Below are 15,528 nucleotides of genomic sequence, written 5' to 3' on the forward strand. Positions count from 1 at the left end.
GTAGGTCAGTCCGTCCAGACGGGCGCGCGCTTCTCCAGGAACGACGCCATGCCCTCCCGTGCACCCGGGCTCTGCGACAGCGCCGCCATGACTTCCACGGCGATCGCGTAGGCGTCGGCCTCGGGCCGGTCGAGCTGGGCGTAGAGGGTCTGCTTGCCCACGCCCTTGCCGAAGCGGCTGCCCCGGGTGGCCCGCGCGAGCAGGTCGTCCACGCGCGTGTCGAGCTCGGCGTCGGGCACCGCGTAGTTCACGAGCCCCCACTCGGCAGCGGTGGCGGCGTCGATGGGGTCGCCGGTGAGGGCCATCTCCATCAGGCGCTTGCGCCCGACGCTGCGGGCGACCGGCACGGCAGGTGTGTGGCAGAACCAGCCGCCCTTGCCGCCGGGAAGGGCGAACGCCGCTGACTCCGCCGCCACGGCGAGGTCGCAGGACGCCACGAGCTGGCAGCCTGCAGCGGTCGCGATCGCCTGCACCCGCGCGATGACGACCTGCGGCACCGACTCGATCGTGCGCATGACCTTCGTGCACAGCTGGAGGAGATCGCGGACGCCTGCCAGGTCGCGCGCGGCGACGTCGCCGAAGTCGTGGCCTGCCGAGAAGGCCTTGCCCTCGGCCCCGAGCACGATGCCCGTGGCGTCGGAGCCGGCGGTGGTCTCGAACGCGTGGAGTAGCTCCCGCAGATGCGCCTCGGTCAGGGTGTTGCGCCGCTCCGGCCGGTTCATCGTGATCCGGACCGTGTCCCCGTCCTGCTTGACCAGCAGGTGCTCGTAGTCGGCCATGTGCCAACCGTAGTCCGGACCGTCCGTCGCGTCAGGGACGTGACAATTTTCGCGAAACGGGATTGCCGCCGATTCGAGCCGGGCGTAGCGTGACCACATGACCAGATCGGCAGATCTGGTCACATCGTCAGACGGTCACAGCGTCACGAAGCAGGAGGTGAGGGTGGCCGATCCGGATTTCGCGAGCCCCCGCATGGAGCGGGTGCTCGACACGGCGGCCGACCTGTTGGTGCGGTGGGGATACCAACGGGTCACGATCGACGAGGTCGCGCGGCACGCCGGGATCGGCAAGGGCACGGTCTACCTGCATTTCCACAACAAGGAGGCGCTGTTCCTCACGGTGCTGCTGCGTGCGCAACGCCAGATCGTCGCGGCGATGGCCGACCGGATGGAGGCCGTCCCGGACGAGGTGCTGCTCTCCCGGTTGCTTCGCGGTCTCTACCTGGTGCTGAGCAACGACGCGATCGCCCGCGTGCTGTACATGGGCGACGCCGAGGTGCTCGGCCGGCTGGCGCACGAGGCGGCGGACACCCTCGGTGCACTCGTCGGACGCCGCCGGGAGGTGCTCACCGAGCACCTGCGGTTGCTCAGCGCTGCCGGGTGCCTGCGGTCCGATCTCAGTCCGGAGGCGCTGCTCTACACGTTCTCGGCGATCGGGACCGGGTTCTTCTTCGTGGGCGGGATGCCGGGGGGTACTCCCGATCTCGACGTCGAGACCCGCGCCGACCTTCTCGAGCACGCGATCGCCACCGCGATCCAGGTGCCGGATCCGGCCCCCGCCGCGCTGGCGAAGGTGGCACCCGTCATCGCCGCGCTCTATCGATCACTCATCACGGACATCGATCACGAGGTGCGCCGCCGCATCCGGTGAACCCGGGGCGGGGCGGCGCCGGGAAAGGGAGTCAACGATGACCGCATCTGTCGAGCCGAACATCATGGATCCAGCACTGATCGCGGATCCGTACGGCGGCTACAACCGGTTGCGGGAAGAGGCGCCGGTGCTGCGGGGACGCACCCCGGACGGCAGCCCCGCCTGGTACGTCACGCGCCAGGAGGACGTGCGGACGGTGCTGGGCGACCCCCGCTTCGTCAACAACGCGGCGTCCGTGCAAGGCGTCGAGGTCGACAGCGTTCGCGACAAGATGTTCGAGATGGTGGGTATCCCGCCGGAGTACGCCCGCTTCCTCAAGGACACCATCCTCGACTCCGACGGCGAGCGGCACACGCGCCTGCGCAAGCTGGTGTCGCGCGCGTTCACCGTGCGGCGCGTGAACGACCTGCGCCCGCGCGTCGAGGAGATCACCGCGCGGCTGCTGGACAAGTTCGTGGAACCGGTGGACTTCATGGCGGACTTCGCCTACCCGCTGCCGATCACCGTGATCTGCGAGCTGGTGGGCGTGCCGGAGGCCGACCGGCCGTCCTGGCGGGAGTGGGGTGCGGCGATCACCACGATGAAGCCCGACGTCGTGGGTGTCGCCGTGCGGGACATGGTCACCCACGTGCAGGACCTGATCGCGCGCCGCCGGGCCGAGCCTGCCGACGACCTGCTCGCCGCCCTCGTCCATGTGCGCGACGAGGAGGGCGACCGGCTCAGCGAGGACGAGCTCGTGACCATGGTGCTCACGCTCGTGATGGCAGGCCACGAGACCACGGCACACCTGCTCGGCAACGGCTTGGTGGCTCTGCTCGAGCACCCCGACCAGCTCGCCCTGCTCCGCTCGGACCCGGCGCTGTGGCCGGGTGCGGTGCACGAGCTGATGCGCTGGTGCAGCCCGGTGCAGGTCACGCGGATCCGCTACGCCACACAGGACCTCGAGATGGGCGGGGTGGCGATCCGGGCGGGCGACCCGATACAGGCGGTTCTCGTGTCCGCCAACCACGACCCGCGCGAGTACACCGACCCCGAACGGCTCGACGTCACCCGTCGTCCGGCCGGGCGGGGCGAGGGTCACGTCGGTTTCGGGCACGGCTTCCACTACTGCCTCGGCGCCGCCCTCGCGCGGCAGGAGGGTGAGGTGGCGCTGCGTGCCATCGTCAAGAGGTTCCCGAACCTGGCGCTGACCTCGTCGGAACACGACTGGCTGCAGGCACCGGGGATGCGCCGCCTGGCCCGCCTCCCCCTGCACCTGGGCTGACCTGGGCTGACGAATACGGCACACACCTTCCCGCTGCCGCACACAGCGCCGGCCGTCTGTGCCGGGACCGGAAGGTGTGTGCCGTGTGGTCAGGCCGTCGCCGGGATCGCTATCGCTGATTCCTGTTCCGGCACCACCCAGACCGGTTCGCCGTGGCCGAGGCCCTTCTTCTCCCGGTACATCCGGGAACGGAGCACGGTGTCCCCGACGCGGACGTGGTAGTCCCAGCAGTCGCCGCGGTAGATGCTGAACTCCACCGTTCCCTTCCAGCCCTGGCCGGCGGAGTTCTTGCGGGACAGCACCAGGCACTCCGGGCGGACGAAGACGTTTACCTCCGTGCCGGGTGGGAACTGGCCGGCCGCCAGGCAGATCAGACGGCCGTGGCCGAGCTCGATCTCGGCGCGGTCGTCCGTCCGGGAGATCACCGTGCCGGGCAGGCTGTTGGAGATGCCCATGAACCGGGCGGTGAACTCCTCGCGCGGCCAGGCGTAGATCTCCTGGGCGGGGCCGCGTTCGACGATCCGGCCCTTGTCCATGACGACGACCTCGTCGGAGACGGCGAGCGCCTCGTCCTGGTCGTGGGTGACGAACACGGTGGTGATGCCCAGGCGCTGCTGCACGGCGCGGATCTCGTCGCGGACGCGGTCGCGCAGGCCGGCGTCGAGGTTGCTCAGCGGCTCGTCGAGCAGCAGCACCTCGGGCTCGCGGGTGAGTGCTCGGGCGAGCGAGATGCGTTGCTGCTGGCCGCCGGAGAGCGCAGGCGCGGGACGGTCGGCGAGGTCGGCGAGGCCGACCATCTCCAGGGCCGCCATCGCGCGCTCGCGTGCCTCCGCCTTGGGCAGGCGCTTCTGGCCCGAGCGCAGCGGGAACATGACGTTCTGCACGGCCGTCATGTGGGGCCAGATCGCGTACGACTGGAAGACCACGCCGATCGGGCGCTGGTGCACCCCGACGAACACGCCCTCCGCGGGGGCGCACACCACCCGCCCGCCGATCCGGATCTCTCCGGCGTCCGGGCGCTCCAGGCCGGCGATCAGCCGGAGTGTGGTGGTCTTGCCGCAGCCGCTCGGCCCCAGCAGGGTCACCAGCTTGCCGTCCGGCACCTCCAGGTCGACGCCGTCGACCGCGTTGCGGGTGACCGCCCGCCCCTCGAAACGTTTGACCAGTCCACGGATCTCGATCACGGGACGCTCCTTTGCGTGCTCAGCTCGACTGCCGGTTGAGCCCGGTTCTCCTGCCGAGAAGGCGGACCAGGACGACGATCAGGGCGAGGAAGACGACGATGCAGACGCCCAGTGCAGCCACGATGGGATAGCTGCCGTTGGACCACTCCTGGTAGATCGTCACCGACACCACCTGGGTGTCCTGCGTGTAGAGGAAGATCGCCGCGGAGATCTCGCGGAACGCGACGATCACCGTGTAGAGGAACGCCGCCAGCAGCGACGGGGCCAGCAGCGGCACGTAGATCTGGCGGAAGGTGCGCAGCCAGGACGCTCCGCTGGCGGCGGCCGCCTCCTCCAGTTCGTCCTTGATCTGCGCCATGCCCGGCACGATGTAGCGCATGCCGTAGGGCAGGCCGATGGTCACGAACGCGATCACGAGGATCGTCAGCGTGCCGTAGAGATGGAACGGCAGCGGCGCCGTCAGGTACCAGTACAGGATGCCCACGCCCATCACCACGCTCGGCACGGCCAGCGGCACGGTGGCCAGCCCGTCGAGCAGTCCTCGGCCGCGGGCCCGGGTCTTGACGGTGATGTAGGCGACCAGGGCGCTCAGCACGGTGACGATCAACCCGGCCAGCACGGCCGTGATGAGGCTGTTGCGCACCGAGGACGTCAGCGCCGGGGTGTGCAGCACCTGCTGGTAGTCGGCGAGCGTCAGGTGGTGCAGGGCCGAGATCGACGGCGGCTCGTAGCCGGGCAGGAGCGAGGACCACACCAGCATCAGCAGCGGCAGTGCCACCGCGACCACGAAGAACACGACGAACACCGCGAGGCCCAGCCACCGCCAGCGGCCCAGGTCGGTGACGGTGGGCCGGAAGCCCTTGCCGGTGATGGTCTGCGCGGCGGCGCCCGAACCGGACAGGCGCCGGGAGAGCCACAGGCCGCCGCTGGACACGGCGAGGATGAAGATCCCGGTGACGCCCACGGTGCCGTAGTCGGTGGGGAAGGTCTGCAGGGCGGAGTAGATCCGGCTGACGAAGACGAACGTGTGCCCGGGTACGCCGATGAGCTGCGGCACCTCGAACGTGGAGATCGTCTGAACGAACATCAGCAGCGCGGCCGACAGGATCGCCGGCCGGATCATCCGCAGTGTGATCATGCGGAAGACCCGCAGCGGAGGGGCCCCCGACGCCTGTGCGGCCTCCTCGAGCGACGAGTCCATGTTGGAGAACGCGGCGGCACCCATCAGGAACGCGACCGGCGTCACGTGCATCGACTGCACGAGGACCATGCCGGCGAGCGAGTAGATGTCGAACGCGGGCAGGTGCACGGCACGCAGCAACACGTTGAGGGCCCCGGTCTGCGGGGCGAACAGCAGCGCCCAGGCGACGGTGTTCAGGATGCCCGGGATGATCAGCGGGATCATGGCCGCGATCTGCGCGAAGAACTTCGCCGGTGTGTTGGTGCGGGCCACGAGATAGGCCAGGCCGAACCCCAGCACGGTGCACAGCACGGCGGTGGCGCCGGCGTAGGCGAAGGAGTTGCCCACGAGCCTCCAGAAGGAGGCGCTGCCGAGGGTCTCGCTGTAGTTACGCAGGGTCCATTCGACCGGCCCGGTGGACAGGAAGGACGACTGCAGGCTCGCGACCGCCATGGTCAGCGCGGGTACGACGGCCAGGTAGGCCACCACGACCGCGACGACGGCCAGCAGGATGTGCCGCGGGTCGCCGAACCAGGACAGGACGCTTCGAACCCGGTTCTTCGGGCCGCGGGATACATGCGTGGTGCGGGACTGCGCGGTGCGCGACCCGATGGTCAGGCTCATAGCATTTGCCGTCCTTGCAGGTGAGGAGGAACCGGGGTGGCGTGGCCTGTCAGACGGCGTGCAGTGCCTCCTGGTACTCCTCGAGCAGGTGGTCGTAGGTGTCGGCGCTGATCACGGGCGTGGACCACGCGGGCGTCCAGGTCGAGGGGTTCCACACGCTCGTGTCGTTCTGCGCGGACTCGCTGAGGGAGACGTGATTGGAGACGTCCACGACCTCCTGCTGCCCGTCGTTCGACATGATCCAGTCGATAAACAGCTTCGCGGCGGCCGGATGCGGCGCGTTCTTCGCCAGCTCCGCCAGCACACCCGCCGAGGGCAGCGGGTCGGTGTTGCTGAACGCCATCCGCTCGGGGGTCTCCTTCGCGAGCGACGCCGCCTTGTAACCGTAGGCGTTGATCGCGGCGACGGGCTCGCCCGCCTGCACGTCGGTGAGCGACTGCGTGTGGCTCTCCGCCAGCCGCGGGTCGTTGTTCCCCAGCGCCTCCACCAGCGCGAGAGCCTTGTCGTGACCCATCGCGGAGATGAGGCCCTCGTACCAGTTGATGGCGTTCGGGTCGATCGAGAAGCGGCCTCTCCAGGCGGGACTCGTCAGATCCTCGATCGAACGCGGCACGGGGAGGTGCCCGGCTTCGAGAGCCTGCGGGTTGTAGGCGATGGCACTCGTGTTGACGTAGACGACGTTGCGGTAGCCGTCCGGGAGGCTCTGCAGCTGCTCGGGCAGTGCCGGGGTCTCGGGCACCCGGTAGGGAGCGAGCGTGCCCACCTGGATGAGCTGGTAGACGGGTTCGGAGTCGGCGGTGATGACGTCGGCGTTGAACTTTCCTCCGCGCTGCTCGGTGACCAGGCGGGTCGGCAGCTTGTCGGCGGACAGGCGCAACGCATCGACCTTGACCCCTGGGTAGTTCTTCTCGAACGCGGCGATCACGTCGTTGACGTCGTCGTCGGCGAAGGTCGTGTACCAGAGCAGCGAGCCCTCCTGGCGAGCCTCGGCCAGGAGCTGCTCGGGCTGCTGGGCGGGAGCCACCGCTGTTGTGGTGGTGGCCGCGGGCCCTGCGCATGCGGTCAGGAGCGCGATCAGGAGAAGCGCAGGCGTGAGGCGCGCGGGGATGCGCGGTAGTGGGGGCAGGTGCAGGTCGTGCATTCGGTCCCTCCGGGTCGTGACTGATCGGTTGCCGCCCGCCGGTGGAGGACGGGCTCTGCGGAGGAGGTCAGTAGCCCTGTGGGCGCAGCACGAGACAGCAGCCCAGGGATATCAGCACGGTGACGAACATCAGCCCGAAGCCGGCGGTGTAGGAGCCGGTGGCGGTCAGCAGAATGCCCACCAGCGCCGGCAGCGTCGCACCCACGAGGTTGGTGATCGAGGAGAACACGCTGGAGGAGTACTCGGACTGGTGTGTCGGCATCAGGCTGTGCAGCAGGGACCAGTTGGTGACCACGCACCAGGCGTTGCCGGCCAGGCCGAGGAAGATGAAGAAGCTGTCGACACCCGCGTTGGAGAACAGCACCGTGCCCGCGATGCCGACGCCCTCGATGACGAAGCCCCATGCCGCCCAGCCGGCGCGTCTGACCGTGCGGTCCGATGCCCGTCCCACCAGCACCATGACGACGATCGACAGGACGTTCGCCACGGTCAGTACGACGCCGATGTCACTGAGCTCGACGTGGCGCTCCTGCTGGAGATAGAGCGGCGCCCACGTCACCAGCCCGTAGAAAGGGGCGTTGGTGCCGACGTACATCAGCATCGTCAGCCAGTAGCGGTAGTTGCGAAAGGGCGACTCGGGTCCCCGCTTGGGCACCACCGTCGTCGACTCGAACCGTCCTTCGACGATGTGGTTGACCTCTTCGGCGCTCACGCCGTGCGCCTTCTCGGGCTGGTCCTGGAGCAGGGCCAGCACGACGCAGAACGCGAACACGGCGGCGATCAGCGCTTGCGAGAGGAAGGTGGCGCGCCAGCTGAACGCCGTGAGCATCGTCGTCGTGAGGACGCTGCCCAGTGCCGAGCCGACGAAGATGCCCGAGAGCCAGGACGCGTTGGCCCGCGCCCGTTCGTTCATCGGGAACCAGCGGGCGGTCAGAGTGTGTGCCACCGGGTAGAAGCACGCCTCGCCCACCGCGAGCAGGATGCGCGTGCCGTACAGCTCGCCCAGGCTGTTGACGAACGGCGGGAGGGCGAGCGCCACCACCCAGATCCCGGTCCCGATGAGCATCGATGTGCGTGGGCCGAGCCTTTTGAGGATGAATCCCCAGGCGAAGAGCGCGATTCCGTAGGCGTAGAGGAACAGGCTGGTCAGCCAGCCGACGGAACCGGGATGGACGTCGAGACCGAACTGATGGCTGAACGCCCGGTCGGCGACGATGACGCCGATCGAGGACTTGCTGAGCTGCGCCACCGAGAAGGCGATCAGCAACGGCAGGCTGACGTGCAGCCACCTCTGCATGTGGCGGCCGCGCAGGGCGGCGGGAAGCCATTCTCTGCCCGTTGCGGGGCGGACGTCCGTTTCGGGTGTCATCGGGATCCTTGCGTGCGGGGTGCGTCGTTGAACTCGGCGCGCTGATGAACTCGGCGACGCTCCGTGCGAAATGTGCGGCGGAACCGCAATGCGAGATCGGGGGGAGAAACCGACGTTCCTCACGCACCGGCATGCGGTCCGACGCGACGGCCACCCAGGTGGTGGGGTGGGGGCCGGTTCAGCTCTGTGGGCTCCGGGAGGCGCGGCCGATGAACAGGCAGCTGTAGAACGCCTTCCAGGCGACGTCCACGTCGCTCACGCCCGCGGCTCGATAGCCGTCGAGATGATCAGCCTCGCTGGGTAGCGGGTAGTTGTGGTGGTGGGACGGGGTGGCCGCACGGGGTGCGGCGAACGTCTTGCGCACCGATCGATAGCGCTTGTCCCACACCTCGTCCTCGGGGCCGATGTGGTCGAGGTTGACCAGCCAGCCGCCCGGGGCGAGCAGGCTGCCGGCCTCCCGGTAGAAGTTCCGGAGCTCCTCGCCTGCCAGGTGGTGGCTGGCGCGCGAGGTGAGGAGCACGTCGACCTGCTCGGGCACGCCTGCCGCGCGTAGCGCTGTCATGTCGCCCACCATGAAATCGACGCGGTCACCGAAGCGGGCCAGATCCGTCCGGGCGCGCTCCAGCATCGTGTCCGAGACGTCCGTCCAGACGCCACGCGCGTCGGGGAAGGCGTCGAGCAGGACGGACAGGAACTTGCCCGCCCCGCTGGCCACGTCCACGATCAGCGCCGGTTGCGGGGTCTCCTCGGCCACCAGCCGGGCCGCCATGTGCCGTGGCAGTTCGAGCAGGTCCTGCGGGCCTTGCGGGTCGGCACCCAGCCAGGCCTGCGCGAACTCCGCATCGGACCACACCGCCGCGGCGGAACGGCCTTGTTCCGACATCTCGTCTCCTTCGTCAGACAAGTGGGTCAGGAACGGGCGCCGGCTGGTCCGTCGTACTCGGGCGCGTTCTCCAGGAACACCGTGCTGTTGTAACCGAGCTCCTTGAAGAGCCGGTTCTGTGCGGAGACGAAGGTGAGCGGTTCCCCGTCGGCGGCGAAGTGCTGGGCCACCGTGTTCTGCGGGACGTAGAGCGTGTCGCCGGGCTTGAACTCGTGCCGCGTGGGCTCGTGCGCGATGCGGGCGTAGTACTTCTCGGACAGCTCGGCCGCCACCTCCCAGTGGAGGCTGTAGCCGGAGCCGGAGCGGACGTAGAGCACCTCGTCGGCCATGTGCCAGCGCTTGCCGGAGCGGCTGCCCGCCGGGATCTCCAGCACGGACGCGTCGACGCTGAAGGTCCGCACGTCGTCGCCGGGGCGGGACATCACCCGCACCTTGCCGAGCGGGGTCGACTCCCAGTGCGTGTCGGCCGACTTCACGACCTTGCGGCGCTTCTCCACATCAGGGGTCCACAGCTGCGACCAGTCCATGCGCGGGCCGAAGCGCTCCTCGTCGTCGACCGGGCCGCTGCGGCCCTGCTGGAGCAGGCCGAGGTACATCCACATCGACTTGGCCTTGAAGATCAGGCAGCGCGCGGTCTCGTCGTACGGGTTGAAGTGCCGGTGGATCGAGTCCGTGTGGACGATCACCAGGTCGTCCTTCTCCCAGTCGTAGCGCTGGTCGTCATGGATTTCGTAGCCGGCGCCCTCCAGGATGAAGAAGGCCGCCTCGTTCTGGTGCCCGTGGCCGTGGTTCGAGGTGCGTGGGGGCAGCTCGACGAAGTGCACCTGGAGGCTCTGCGTGAGGAAGGGATCGTCGCCCGGTCCGATCCGCCACCATGTGCGGGACTCGTGCGAGTCGCCGGAGTGTGCGACCTTCGCGTCGTCGACCACGACCGAGTCGTCCCGTACCCGTGGCGCGTCGAGCTGGCGGCGCCGGAACTCCTTGAGCCCGTACGTCTCGGACGTGATGCCGCGCAGGAAGACCCTGCCCTTGGTGTCGCTCATAGCGATGCCCTCACAGATCCCGGCCCGAGTCCGCACACTTCGGCCCCGGCCGTCGCTCATCCGACAGTGCCGTATCGGCGCTGTATCCACCCGTGCAGCGAGCCCGGCCCCGTCCGGTGGGCGGAGGCCCTGAGCAACGTGAACAAACCGGGCCGACGATAGGGGCCCAGGACGGATTCGAAGCGGTCCTGGCCTACGGCCGGAACATCCACTGCTTCTGGTGGTACGGCCAAGGTTCTGCGGCTCCGACACAACCTGGGCCTCCATTGGCCTAACAGTTATATCAATAGCCCTCAACGCGGGTCAATGGGCCGGAAGGACGCCCTGGGGATCACCGCGTTTTACGCCGATTCGGCGGCTGTACGTGAGACCGGCGCGGACGGCACCCGGAGGACGTGTCGCGCCGAATATGATCGGAAAGGGGTAATTCGAGCCGGAATGGGCAAAACGCCCGCTTGATTGATCAGCCGGTGTGGCCGGGCCGCCGCGGGTCCTCGCTGAATATCAGGGACTTGATGGTGACCGGCACGGTATTCGACGGAAAGCGCACCCGGCCGATGTCGATGTAGTCGAAGTCCCGCAGGCTGAGCCCGTCGACGACCAGGAGCTCGCCCGCGACGCCGAGCTCGTCGGTGAGCAGCCGGCCGAGCGTCATGGCCACGTCGCCGTCGAGCATCACGTACACGGGCCGCCCGAGCGCGGTGCGGTGGGCGAGCCCGTCGCGGATCCCCCGCGCGAGCGCCACGACCCGGTGGTAGCTGGGCAGCCCGCTCCACCCCATGGCCAGTGCCACGTCAGCGGTCTCCGGGACGTCGAGAGCGACCAGATGGCGCCGGACCGCGTCTGCGACGGCTTCCGGGTCGACCGTCTCGCCGAGCCGGTAAGCGGGCTTGACCACCTGGAGGTTGCGGCGGGGCAGCAGCGCGTCGGGGTCGGTGATGAAGCCGGTGTTCCCGCTGAGCTGCACGCTGTACTCGGAGGCACCCAGCGCGGTGGCGCGGATGCACTCCCCGGCGGGCAGCAACGGGAACGGCAGCTCGCCGGAGTCGATCCGGCGGCGCAGGGCCCGGCCCAGTGGGAGGCCGAGATCGCCGAACCGCCTTGCCTCGCGGTCGTACACGTACTCGGCGACCCCGCCGGAGAACATCACGCCGTCGATCGGGCCGAGCTCACCGATCGGTTCGGTCAGGTACAGCCGCTCGATCTCGGCGGGCAAGGCGGCTCCGGCGGCGACGGCCGTGATCAGTGCGTCCGCCATGGTCTCGGCGACCTTCTCGATCTCGTCGGCACGCGCCACGTCGCCGAGCGCCCAGTCGTACCCGGCGCGCGCGGCGTGGTCGCGGCCCGCGGGGTCGAGCCGTACGACGCGGTCGTCGGTGTCCACGACCTGGAGCCGGCCGCCGATGTGCACGGCCGCGGTGCGCACGACCTGCCCGCGGTCGAGCACCGCGAACTTGGTGGTGCCGCCGCCGATGTCGACGTTGAGGATGCGCGTGCCCGTGTCGTACGAGGTCTTTGCGGCACCCGAGCCGTAGGCGGCCAGCATGGCCTCCATGTTGTGGCCCGCGGTCGCCGTCACCAGTTCGCCGCCGCGCTCGGCCAGCACGCCGGCGATCGCCTCGGCGTTGCTGCGGCGCAGGGCCTCGCCCGTGAGGATCACGACGCCGGTGTCGATGTTCTCCGGATCCACCCGCGCGGTGTTGTAAGCGCGGTCGATGATCGAGCCGAGCGCCTCGGCGTCGATGCGCTCGGCGCTCGCGTACGGGGTCAGCTCGACCGGCGAGCGGTAGTCGGTCTGCCTGCGCACGACGATGTAGCGGCTGGTCAGCTCTTCGCTGATGCGGCGCAGGTGCAGTGTGGAGAAGACGACCTGGGTGCCGGAGGAGCCGATGTCCATCCCGACGCTGCGCAGGGTGACGTTGTCCTGCTGCCAGATCGGGTTGTCCTCGAGCGGGCTGAGCGGCTCGTCGTCGTGCACGTGGTCGTCGCCCGGCAGGTAGGACGACGAGTAGACCGTGTCCTGCTCCTCGTGGCCGTGGCCGTGGCCGTGGCCGTGGCCGTGGCCGTGGCCGTGCGGGGCGGCGTCCGTCACGCGCGTACTCCTCGTCGTGTCGCGAGCGTGGCCGTGCGGCCCGCCTGGGGAGCAGGCGGGCCGCACGGGATGCCCGTACCCCGGTACCTAGGGCTTCGGGGCGAGCGTGGGAAGTTCGGCCTCGTAGACCGCGTCCATGTTCGGTTCGATGCCGTACTTGGCCAGCGCCTCGCGGAACAGTTCGCGGACCACGGGTGACTCGTCGGCATAGTCGATCTGGTCGCCGCCCAGGCGCTGGCTGATCCACGCCTTGGGCACGCCCTGGGCGTTGCGGATGGAGACGCCCTCGTGCTTGAACGCGAGGTAGCGGCTGGGCTCTTCGCCGGTGTTGAAGTGCTGGTGGTACCACATGTTCGGCGGGACGATCAGCGCGCCGGGGCCCCATTCGTAGCGCCGGGGCTCTTCGCCCTCGGGCCACATGAGGCTGTAGCCGGTGCCGGACAGGATGATCACGTGGGCGCCGGGGCCGTGGCGGTGGCCCTTCTTGTAGGTGCCGACGGGGAACTGCGAGATGTGGCTGTTCATCGATCCGCGGGCCATGTTGAAGCGGATGTGCCCGCCGCCTGCGCCGCGTTCGGCGGCGTGGACCAGGGGCAGGTTGACCGCGTCAGCCACGAAGTTGGTGTCGAGCAGGAGGCCTTTCTGCTCCCCCTTGGGGGCGAAGTAGTCAGGCTCACCGTTGAAGCGTTTCGGGAAGTCCTTGGCCGTACCGAAGACGAAATCGACGTCGTCGTAGAGGTTGATGACCGGGGGCATGTTGGTGGAGGCGACGAACCGGGCGGTCTTCTGTCCGGAGCCGTTGAAGTGCTGGTGGTTGGCGTTGAGCGGGATCGCGAACAGCGACCCGGGCTGCCATTCAAAGGTGACTTCGGCGCCGTTGTCGTTCCAGACCTTGGTGGAGCCGTGCCCGTCGAGGACGAGGATCATCTCCTCGAACAGCTGCCGCTGGGGGGCCAGGGCGGCGCCGGCGGGGATCTCGCAGACGTAGCAGTCGTTGGAGGTGCGGGTGGCCTCGTGGTTGATGTACACCCCGCGCCCACCGCGGCGGTCCCAGGGCTTGAGATCCACGGTGCGCAGGTCGGGCACGTAGTGGGCGGCGATGATCTCCAGACCCTCGCCCTCGACCCACCGGGTGTAGGGGGAATCCTTCTCGGTGGCGAACTTCGCCGCCAACGTGTCGTCGACGATCGCGTCCCCGGCCATGCAGCAGACCTCCGCTTCGAGTTCAAGCTATTGGTATGACCATAAGGCCGATATTTCCACCATGTCAACGCTGCCTGTGCGGAAGGCGGCGAGCACGTGGTGCTATGCGTCCGCCGGGACCGTCGGTGCTTCGTCGGCCACCTCCGGACGCCGCCACCGTCGCAGCGTGGGGTTGGTGGCGGCCAGCACGGCCACGACGAGGGCGCACGCGAGGCCGCCGGTGACCGCGGCGACCCCGGCCGACGTGAGGTCGGCGACCGCACCCGCCCTGGCGTTGCCGATGCCCGGCCCACCGGCGCCGACGACGTTCTCGACGGAGACGATGCGGCCGAGGTAGCGATCCGGTGTCGCCAGCTGGACCAGGGATCCGCGGGAGATGACGGAGATCGTGTCGGCCGCTCCGGCGACGGCGAGGCAGGCCAGCGTCGGGAGCAACGTGTCCGCGAGGCCGAAGCCGGCCAGGGCCACGCCCCACACGCCCGCGGCCGTGAGCTGGACGAGCCCGGCCCTGGGGATGCGCGCCACGATGCCCGAGGTCAGGCCGGCGGTGATCCCGCCGACCGCTATCGCCGACAGGAACAGGCCGAGTGTCTGCGGGTCCCCGCCGAACCGTTCCTCGTTGAGCACAGGGAAGAGCGCGATGGGCATGGCGAGCACGGTTGCCGCCAGGTCGGTGGCGATCGAGCCGCTCAGGGCCGGGCGACGCAGGATGAAGCGCCATCCGTCCAGGCTCGCCCGCAGGCCGACGGTCGTGGTTCCCCCGGTGGGCCGCATGCTCGGCAGGCGGGCCACCCCGTACAGGGCGAGCGTGATCGCCGCGGCGTCCACGGCGTAGGCCCACGTCAGTCCACCGTGGGCGAGCACGAGACCGGCGACGGCCGGCCCCACCAGCATCGCGATCTGGAAGCTGACGTGGTTCAGCGCGATGCCGGCGGGGACCTGGCCGGGTGGGAGCAGCCGGGCCACGAACGTGCGGCGGGCCGAGGAGCCCAGCGCTCCGCACGCCGTCTGTGCCGCCACCAGGATCAGGACCAGTGGCAGGGAGTGCGCACCGAGGGCCGCCTGGATGGCGAGCAGTACCGCCGCGAGGGCCGTGCCGATGCTGGTGGCGGCGACGAGCCTGCGCCGGTCCATCGCGTCGGCGAGGACGCCACCGAGGAGTCCGAAGACGATGGTGGGGACGGCGGTGGCGACCCCGATCGCGCCGACCCACACGGCGCTCTGCGTGAGCTCCCACACCTGGTACATCACCGCGACCACGGCGACCTGACCGCCGAAGCTCTGTGCTGTGGTGCCGGCCCAGATGCGGCGGAACGCCGGGTGTGATCGCAGCGGGCGGGTGTCGAGGATGCCGTCGATCGCTCTCACGCCTGGCGGCCATGATCGTCGCCGGGAGCCGACGGGTGGTCGAGCTGCCGGCGGAGGCGATCGAGGAACGAGCGTTGTTGCAGCGCGGCCGCGATGTCGTCGACCACGCGGGTCAGGGGGTAGGGAATCTCGGCCTCGAGCTCCACCCATGCGCGTTCCGTCGCGCGCCATTCGTCCTCCAGGAACGGCACCAGCGCGCGGCCCTGTTCGGTGAGCGACACCGTGCGCGTGCGGGCGTCCGAGCCGGTCGAGGTGTCGACGAGCCCTTCGTGGCGCATCGCGGTGACGGTCTGGCTCATCGCCGAGTGCGTGACGTCGATCTGCTCGGCGAGCTCCTTGACCGTCATCGGACCGCGGTGGCGCAACCGGATCAACGCCATGCTGAACCGCGGGCGGACCCCCCTGACCCTGTGCTCCGTGTAGAGGCGCCCGATGTCCGCGTCCATCGCCGACAGCAGGTCCTTGAGCGGGCGGATCGAGCTCTCCAGCGTCGGGTCGGCCGGATCGTCGGGAGAAGTCACAGCACT

General features: G+C 69.4%; 13 protein-coding genes. 2 read left to right on the forward strand and 11 right to left on the reverse strand.

Translation table 11 applies throughout. The features are described 5' to 3' along the window. Window positions 1-5: 5 nt before the first annotated feature. Window positions 6-779, reverse strand: coding sequence for an enoyl-CoA hydratase-related protein (locus MMF94_RS09250; protein WP_241035893.1), 774 nt, complete (start codon window positions 777-779; stop codon window positions 6-8). Between the two features lie 163 nt (window positions 780-942). On the opposite strand from MMF94_RS09250, the gene MMF94_RS09255 reads away from it, so the two are divergent. Both MMF94_RS09255 and MMF94_RS09260 read left to right on the forward strand, forming a co-directional pair. Further along, a complete protein-coding gene (locus MMF94_RS09255; RefSeq protein WP_241035894.1) occupies window positions 943-1,650 on the forward strand; it encodes a TetR/AcrR family transcriptional regulator in 708 nt (235 codons plus the stop codon). Between the two features lie 37 nt (window positions 1,651-1,687). Then, entirely contained in the window at window positions 1,688-2,914 is a 1,227-nt protein-coding gene (locus MMF94_RS09260; protein WP_241035895.1) for a cytochrome P450 family protein, read from the forward strand. An 89-nt stretch (window positions 2,915-3,003) separates the two neighbouring features. Here MMF94_RS09260 and MMF94_RS09265 read toward each other — a convergent pair whose 3' ends face one another. The 10 genes from MMF94_RS09265 to MMF94_RS09310 all read right to left on the reverse strand — a co-directional run bounded on the left by MMF94_RS09265 (window position 3,004) and on the right by MMF94_RS09310 (window position 15,522). Next, window positions 3,004-4,098, reverse strand: a complete 1,095-nt coding sequence (locus MMF94_RS09265; protein ID WP_241035896.1) for an ABC transporter ATP-binding protein — start codon at window positions 4,096-4,098, stop codon at window positions 3,004-3,006. Between the two features lie 19 nt (window positions 4,099-4,117). Then, complete coding sequence (locus MMF94_RS09270) at window positions 4,118-5,902, reverse strand: ABC transporter permease (RefSeq protein ID WP_241035897.1); 1,785 nt, start codon at window positions 5,900-5,902, stop codon at window positions 4,118-4,120. Between the two features lie 49 nt (window positions 5,903-5,951). After that, window positions 5,952-7,043, reverse strand: coding sequence for an ABC transporter substrate-binding protein (locus MMF94_RS09275; RefSeq protein WP_241035898.1), 1,092 nt, complete (start codon window positions 7,041-7,043; stop codon window positions 5,952-5,954). 67 nt (window positions 7,044-7,110) lie between these two features. After that, window positions 7,111-8,412, reverse strand: coding sequence for an MFS transporter (locus MMF94_RS09280; protein ID WP_241035899.1), 1,302 nt, complete (start codon window positions 8,410-8,412; stop codon window positions 7,111-7,113). Window positions 8,413-8,590: 178 nt separating this feature from the next. Then, window positions 8,591-9,295 carry a class I SAM-dependent methyltransferase gene (locus MMF94_RS09285; RefSeq protein ID WP_241035900.1) on the reverse strand — a complete coding sequence of 235 codons (705 nt, stop codon included), beginning with the start codon at window positions 9,293-9,295 and terminating at the stop codon, window positions 8,591-8,593. A gap of 26 nt (window positions 9,296-9,321) precedes the next feature. Then, a complete protein-coding gene (locus tag MMF94_RS09290; protein ID WP_241035901.1) occupies window positions 9,322-10,338 on the reverse strand; it encodes a cupin domain-containing protein in 1,017 nt (338 codons plus the stop codon). A 463-nt stretch (window positions 10,339-10,801) separates the two neighbouring features. Then, window positions 10,802-12,430, reverse strand: coding sequence for an ethanolamine ammonia-lyase reactivating factor EutA (locus MMF94_RS09295; RefSeq protein ID WP_241035902.1), 1,629 nt, complete (start codon window positions 12,428-12,430; stop codon window positions 10,802-10,804). Window positions 12,431-12,517: 87 nt separating this feature from the next. After that, the gene (locus MMF94_RS09300; protein WP_241035903.1) at window positions 12,518-13,633 is read right to left on the reverse strand and encodes a cupin domain-containing protein; all 1,116 of its coding nucleotides are present in this window, start codon (window positions 13,631-13,633) and stop codon (window positions 12,518-12,520) included. Between the two features lie 102 nt (window positions 13,634-13,735). Next, complete coding sequence (locus MMF94_RS09305) at window positions 13,736-15,001, reverse strand: MFS transporter (RefSeq protein WP_241035904.1); 1,266 nt, start codon at window positions 14,999-15,001, stop codon at window positions 13,736-13,738. Next, entirely contained in the window at window positions 14,998-15,522 is a 525-nt protein-coding gene (locus MMF94_RS09310) for a MarR family winged helix-turn-helix transcriptional regulator (protein ID WP_241035905.1), read from the reverse strand. The genes MMF94_RS09305 and MMF94_RS09310 overlap by 4 nt, the downstream gene beginning before the upstream one ends. Between the last annotated feature and the right edge of the window lie 6 nt (window positions 15,523-15,528).

The organism is Pseudonocardia alaniniphila (genome assembly GCF_022524485.1).
In the GTDB taxonomy this organism is placed as follows: Bacteria; Actinomycetota; Actinomycetes; order Mycobacteriales; family Pseudonocardiaceae; genus Pseudonocardia; species Pseudonocardia alaniniphila.

Excerpts from the sequence above, each read along its gene's own strand:
- MMF94_RS09300 (WP_241035903.1), bottom strand. The coding sequence starts at position 13,633 with ATGGCCGGGGACGCGATCGTCGACGACACGTTGGCGGCGAAGTTCGCC.
- MMF94_RS09280 (WP_241035899.1), bottom strand. The coding sequence starts at position 8,412 with ATGACACCCGAAACGGACGTCCGCCCCGCAACGGGCAGAGAATGGCTT.
- MMF94_RS09275 (WP_241035898.1), bottom strand. The coding sequence starts at position 7,043 with ATGCACGACCTGCACCTGCCCCCACTACCGCGCATCCCCGCGCGCCTC.
- MMF94_RS09270 (WP_241035897.1), bottom strand. The coding sequence starts at position 5,902 with ATGAGCCTGACCATCGGGTCGCGCACCGCGCAGTCCCGCACCACGCAT.
- MMF94_RS09285 (WP_241035900.1), bottom strand. The coding sequence starts at position 9,295 with ATGTCGGAACAAGGCCGTTCCGCCGCGGCGGTGTGGTCCGATGCGGAG.
- MMF94_RS09260 (WP_241035895.1), top strand. The coding sequence starts at position 1,688 with ATGACCGCATCTGTCGAGCCGAACATCATGGATCCAGCACTGATCGCG.
- MMF94_RS09250 (WP_241035893.1), bottom strand. The coding sequence starts at position 779 with ATGGCCGACTACGAGCACCTGCTGGTCAAGCAGGACGGGGACACGGTC.
- MMF94_RS09290 (WP_241035901.1), bottom strand. The coding sequence starts at position 10,338 with ATGAGCGACACCAAGGGCAGGGTCTTCCTGCGCGGCATCACGTCCGAG.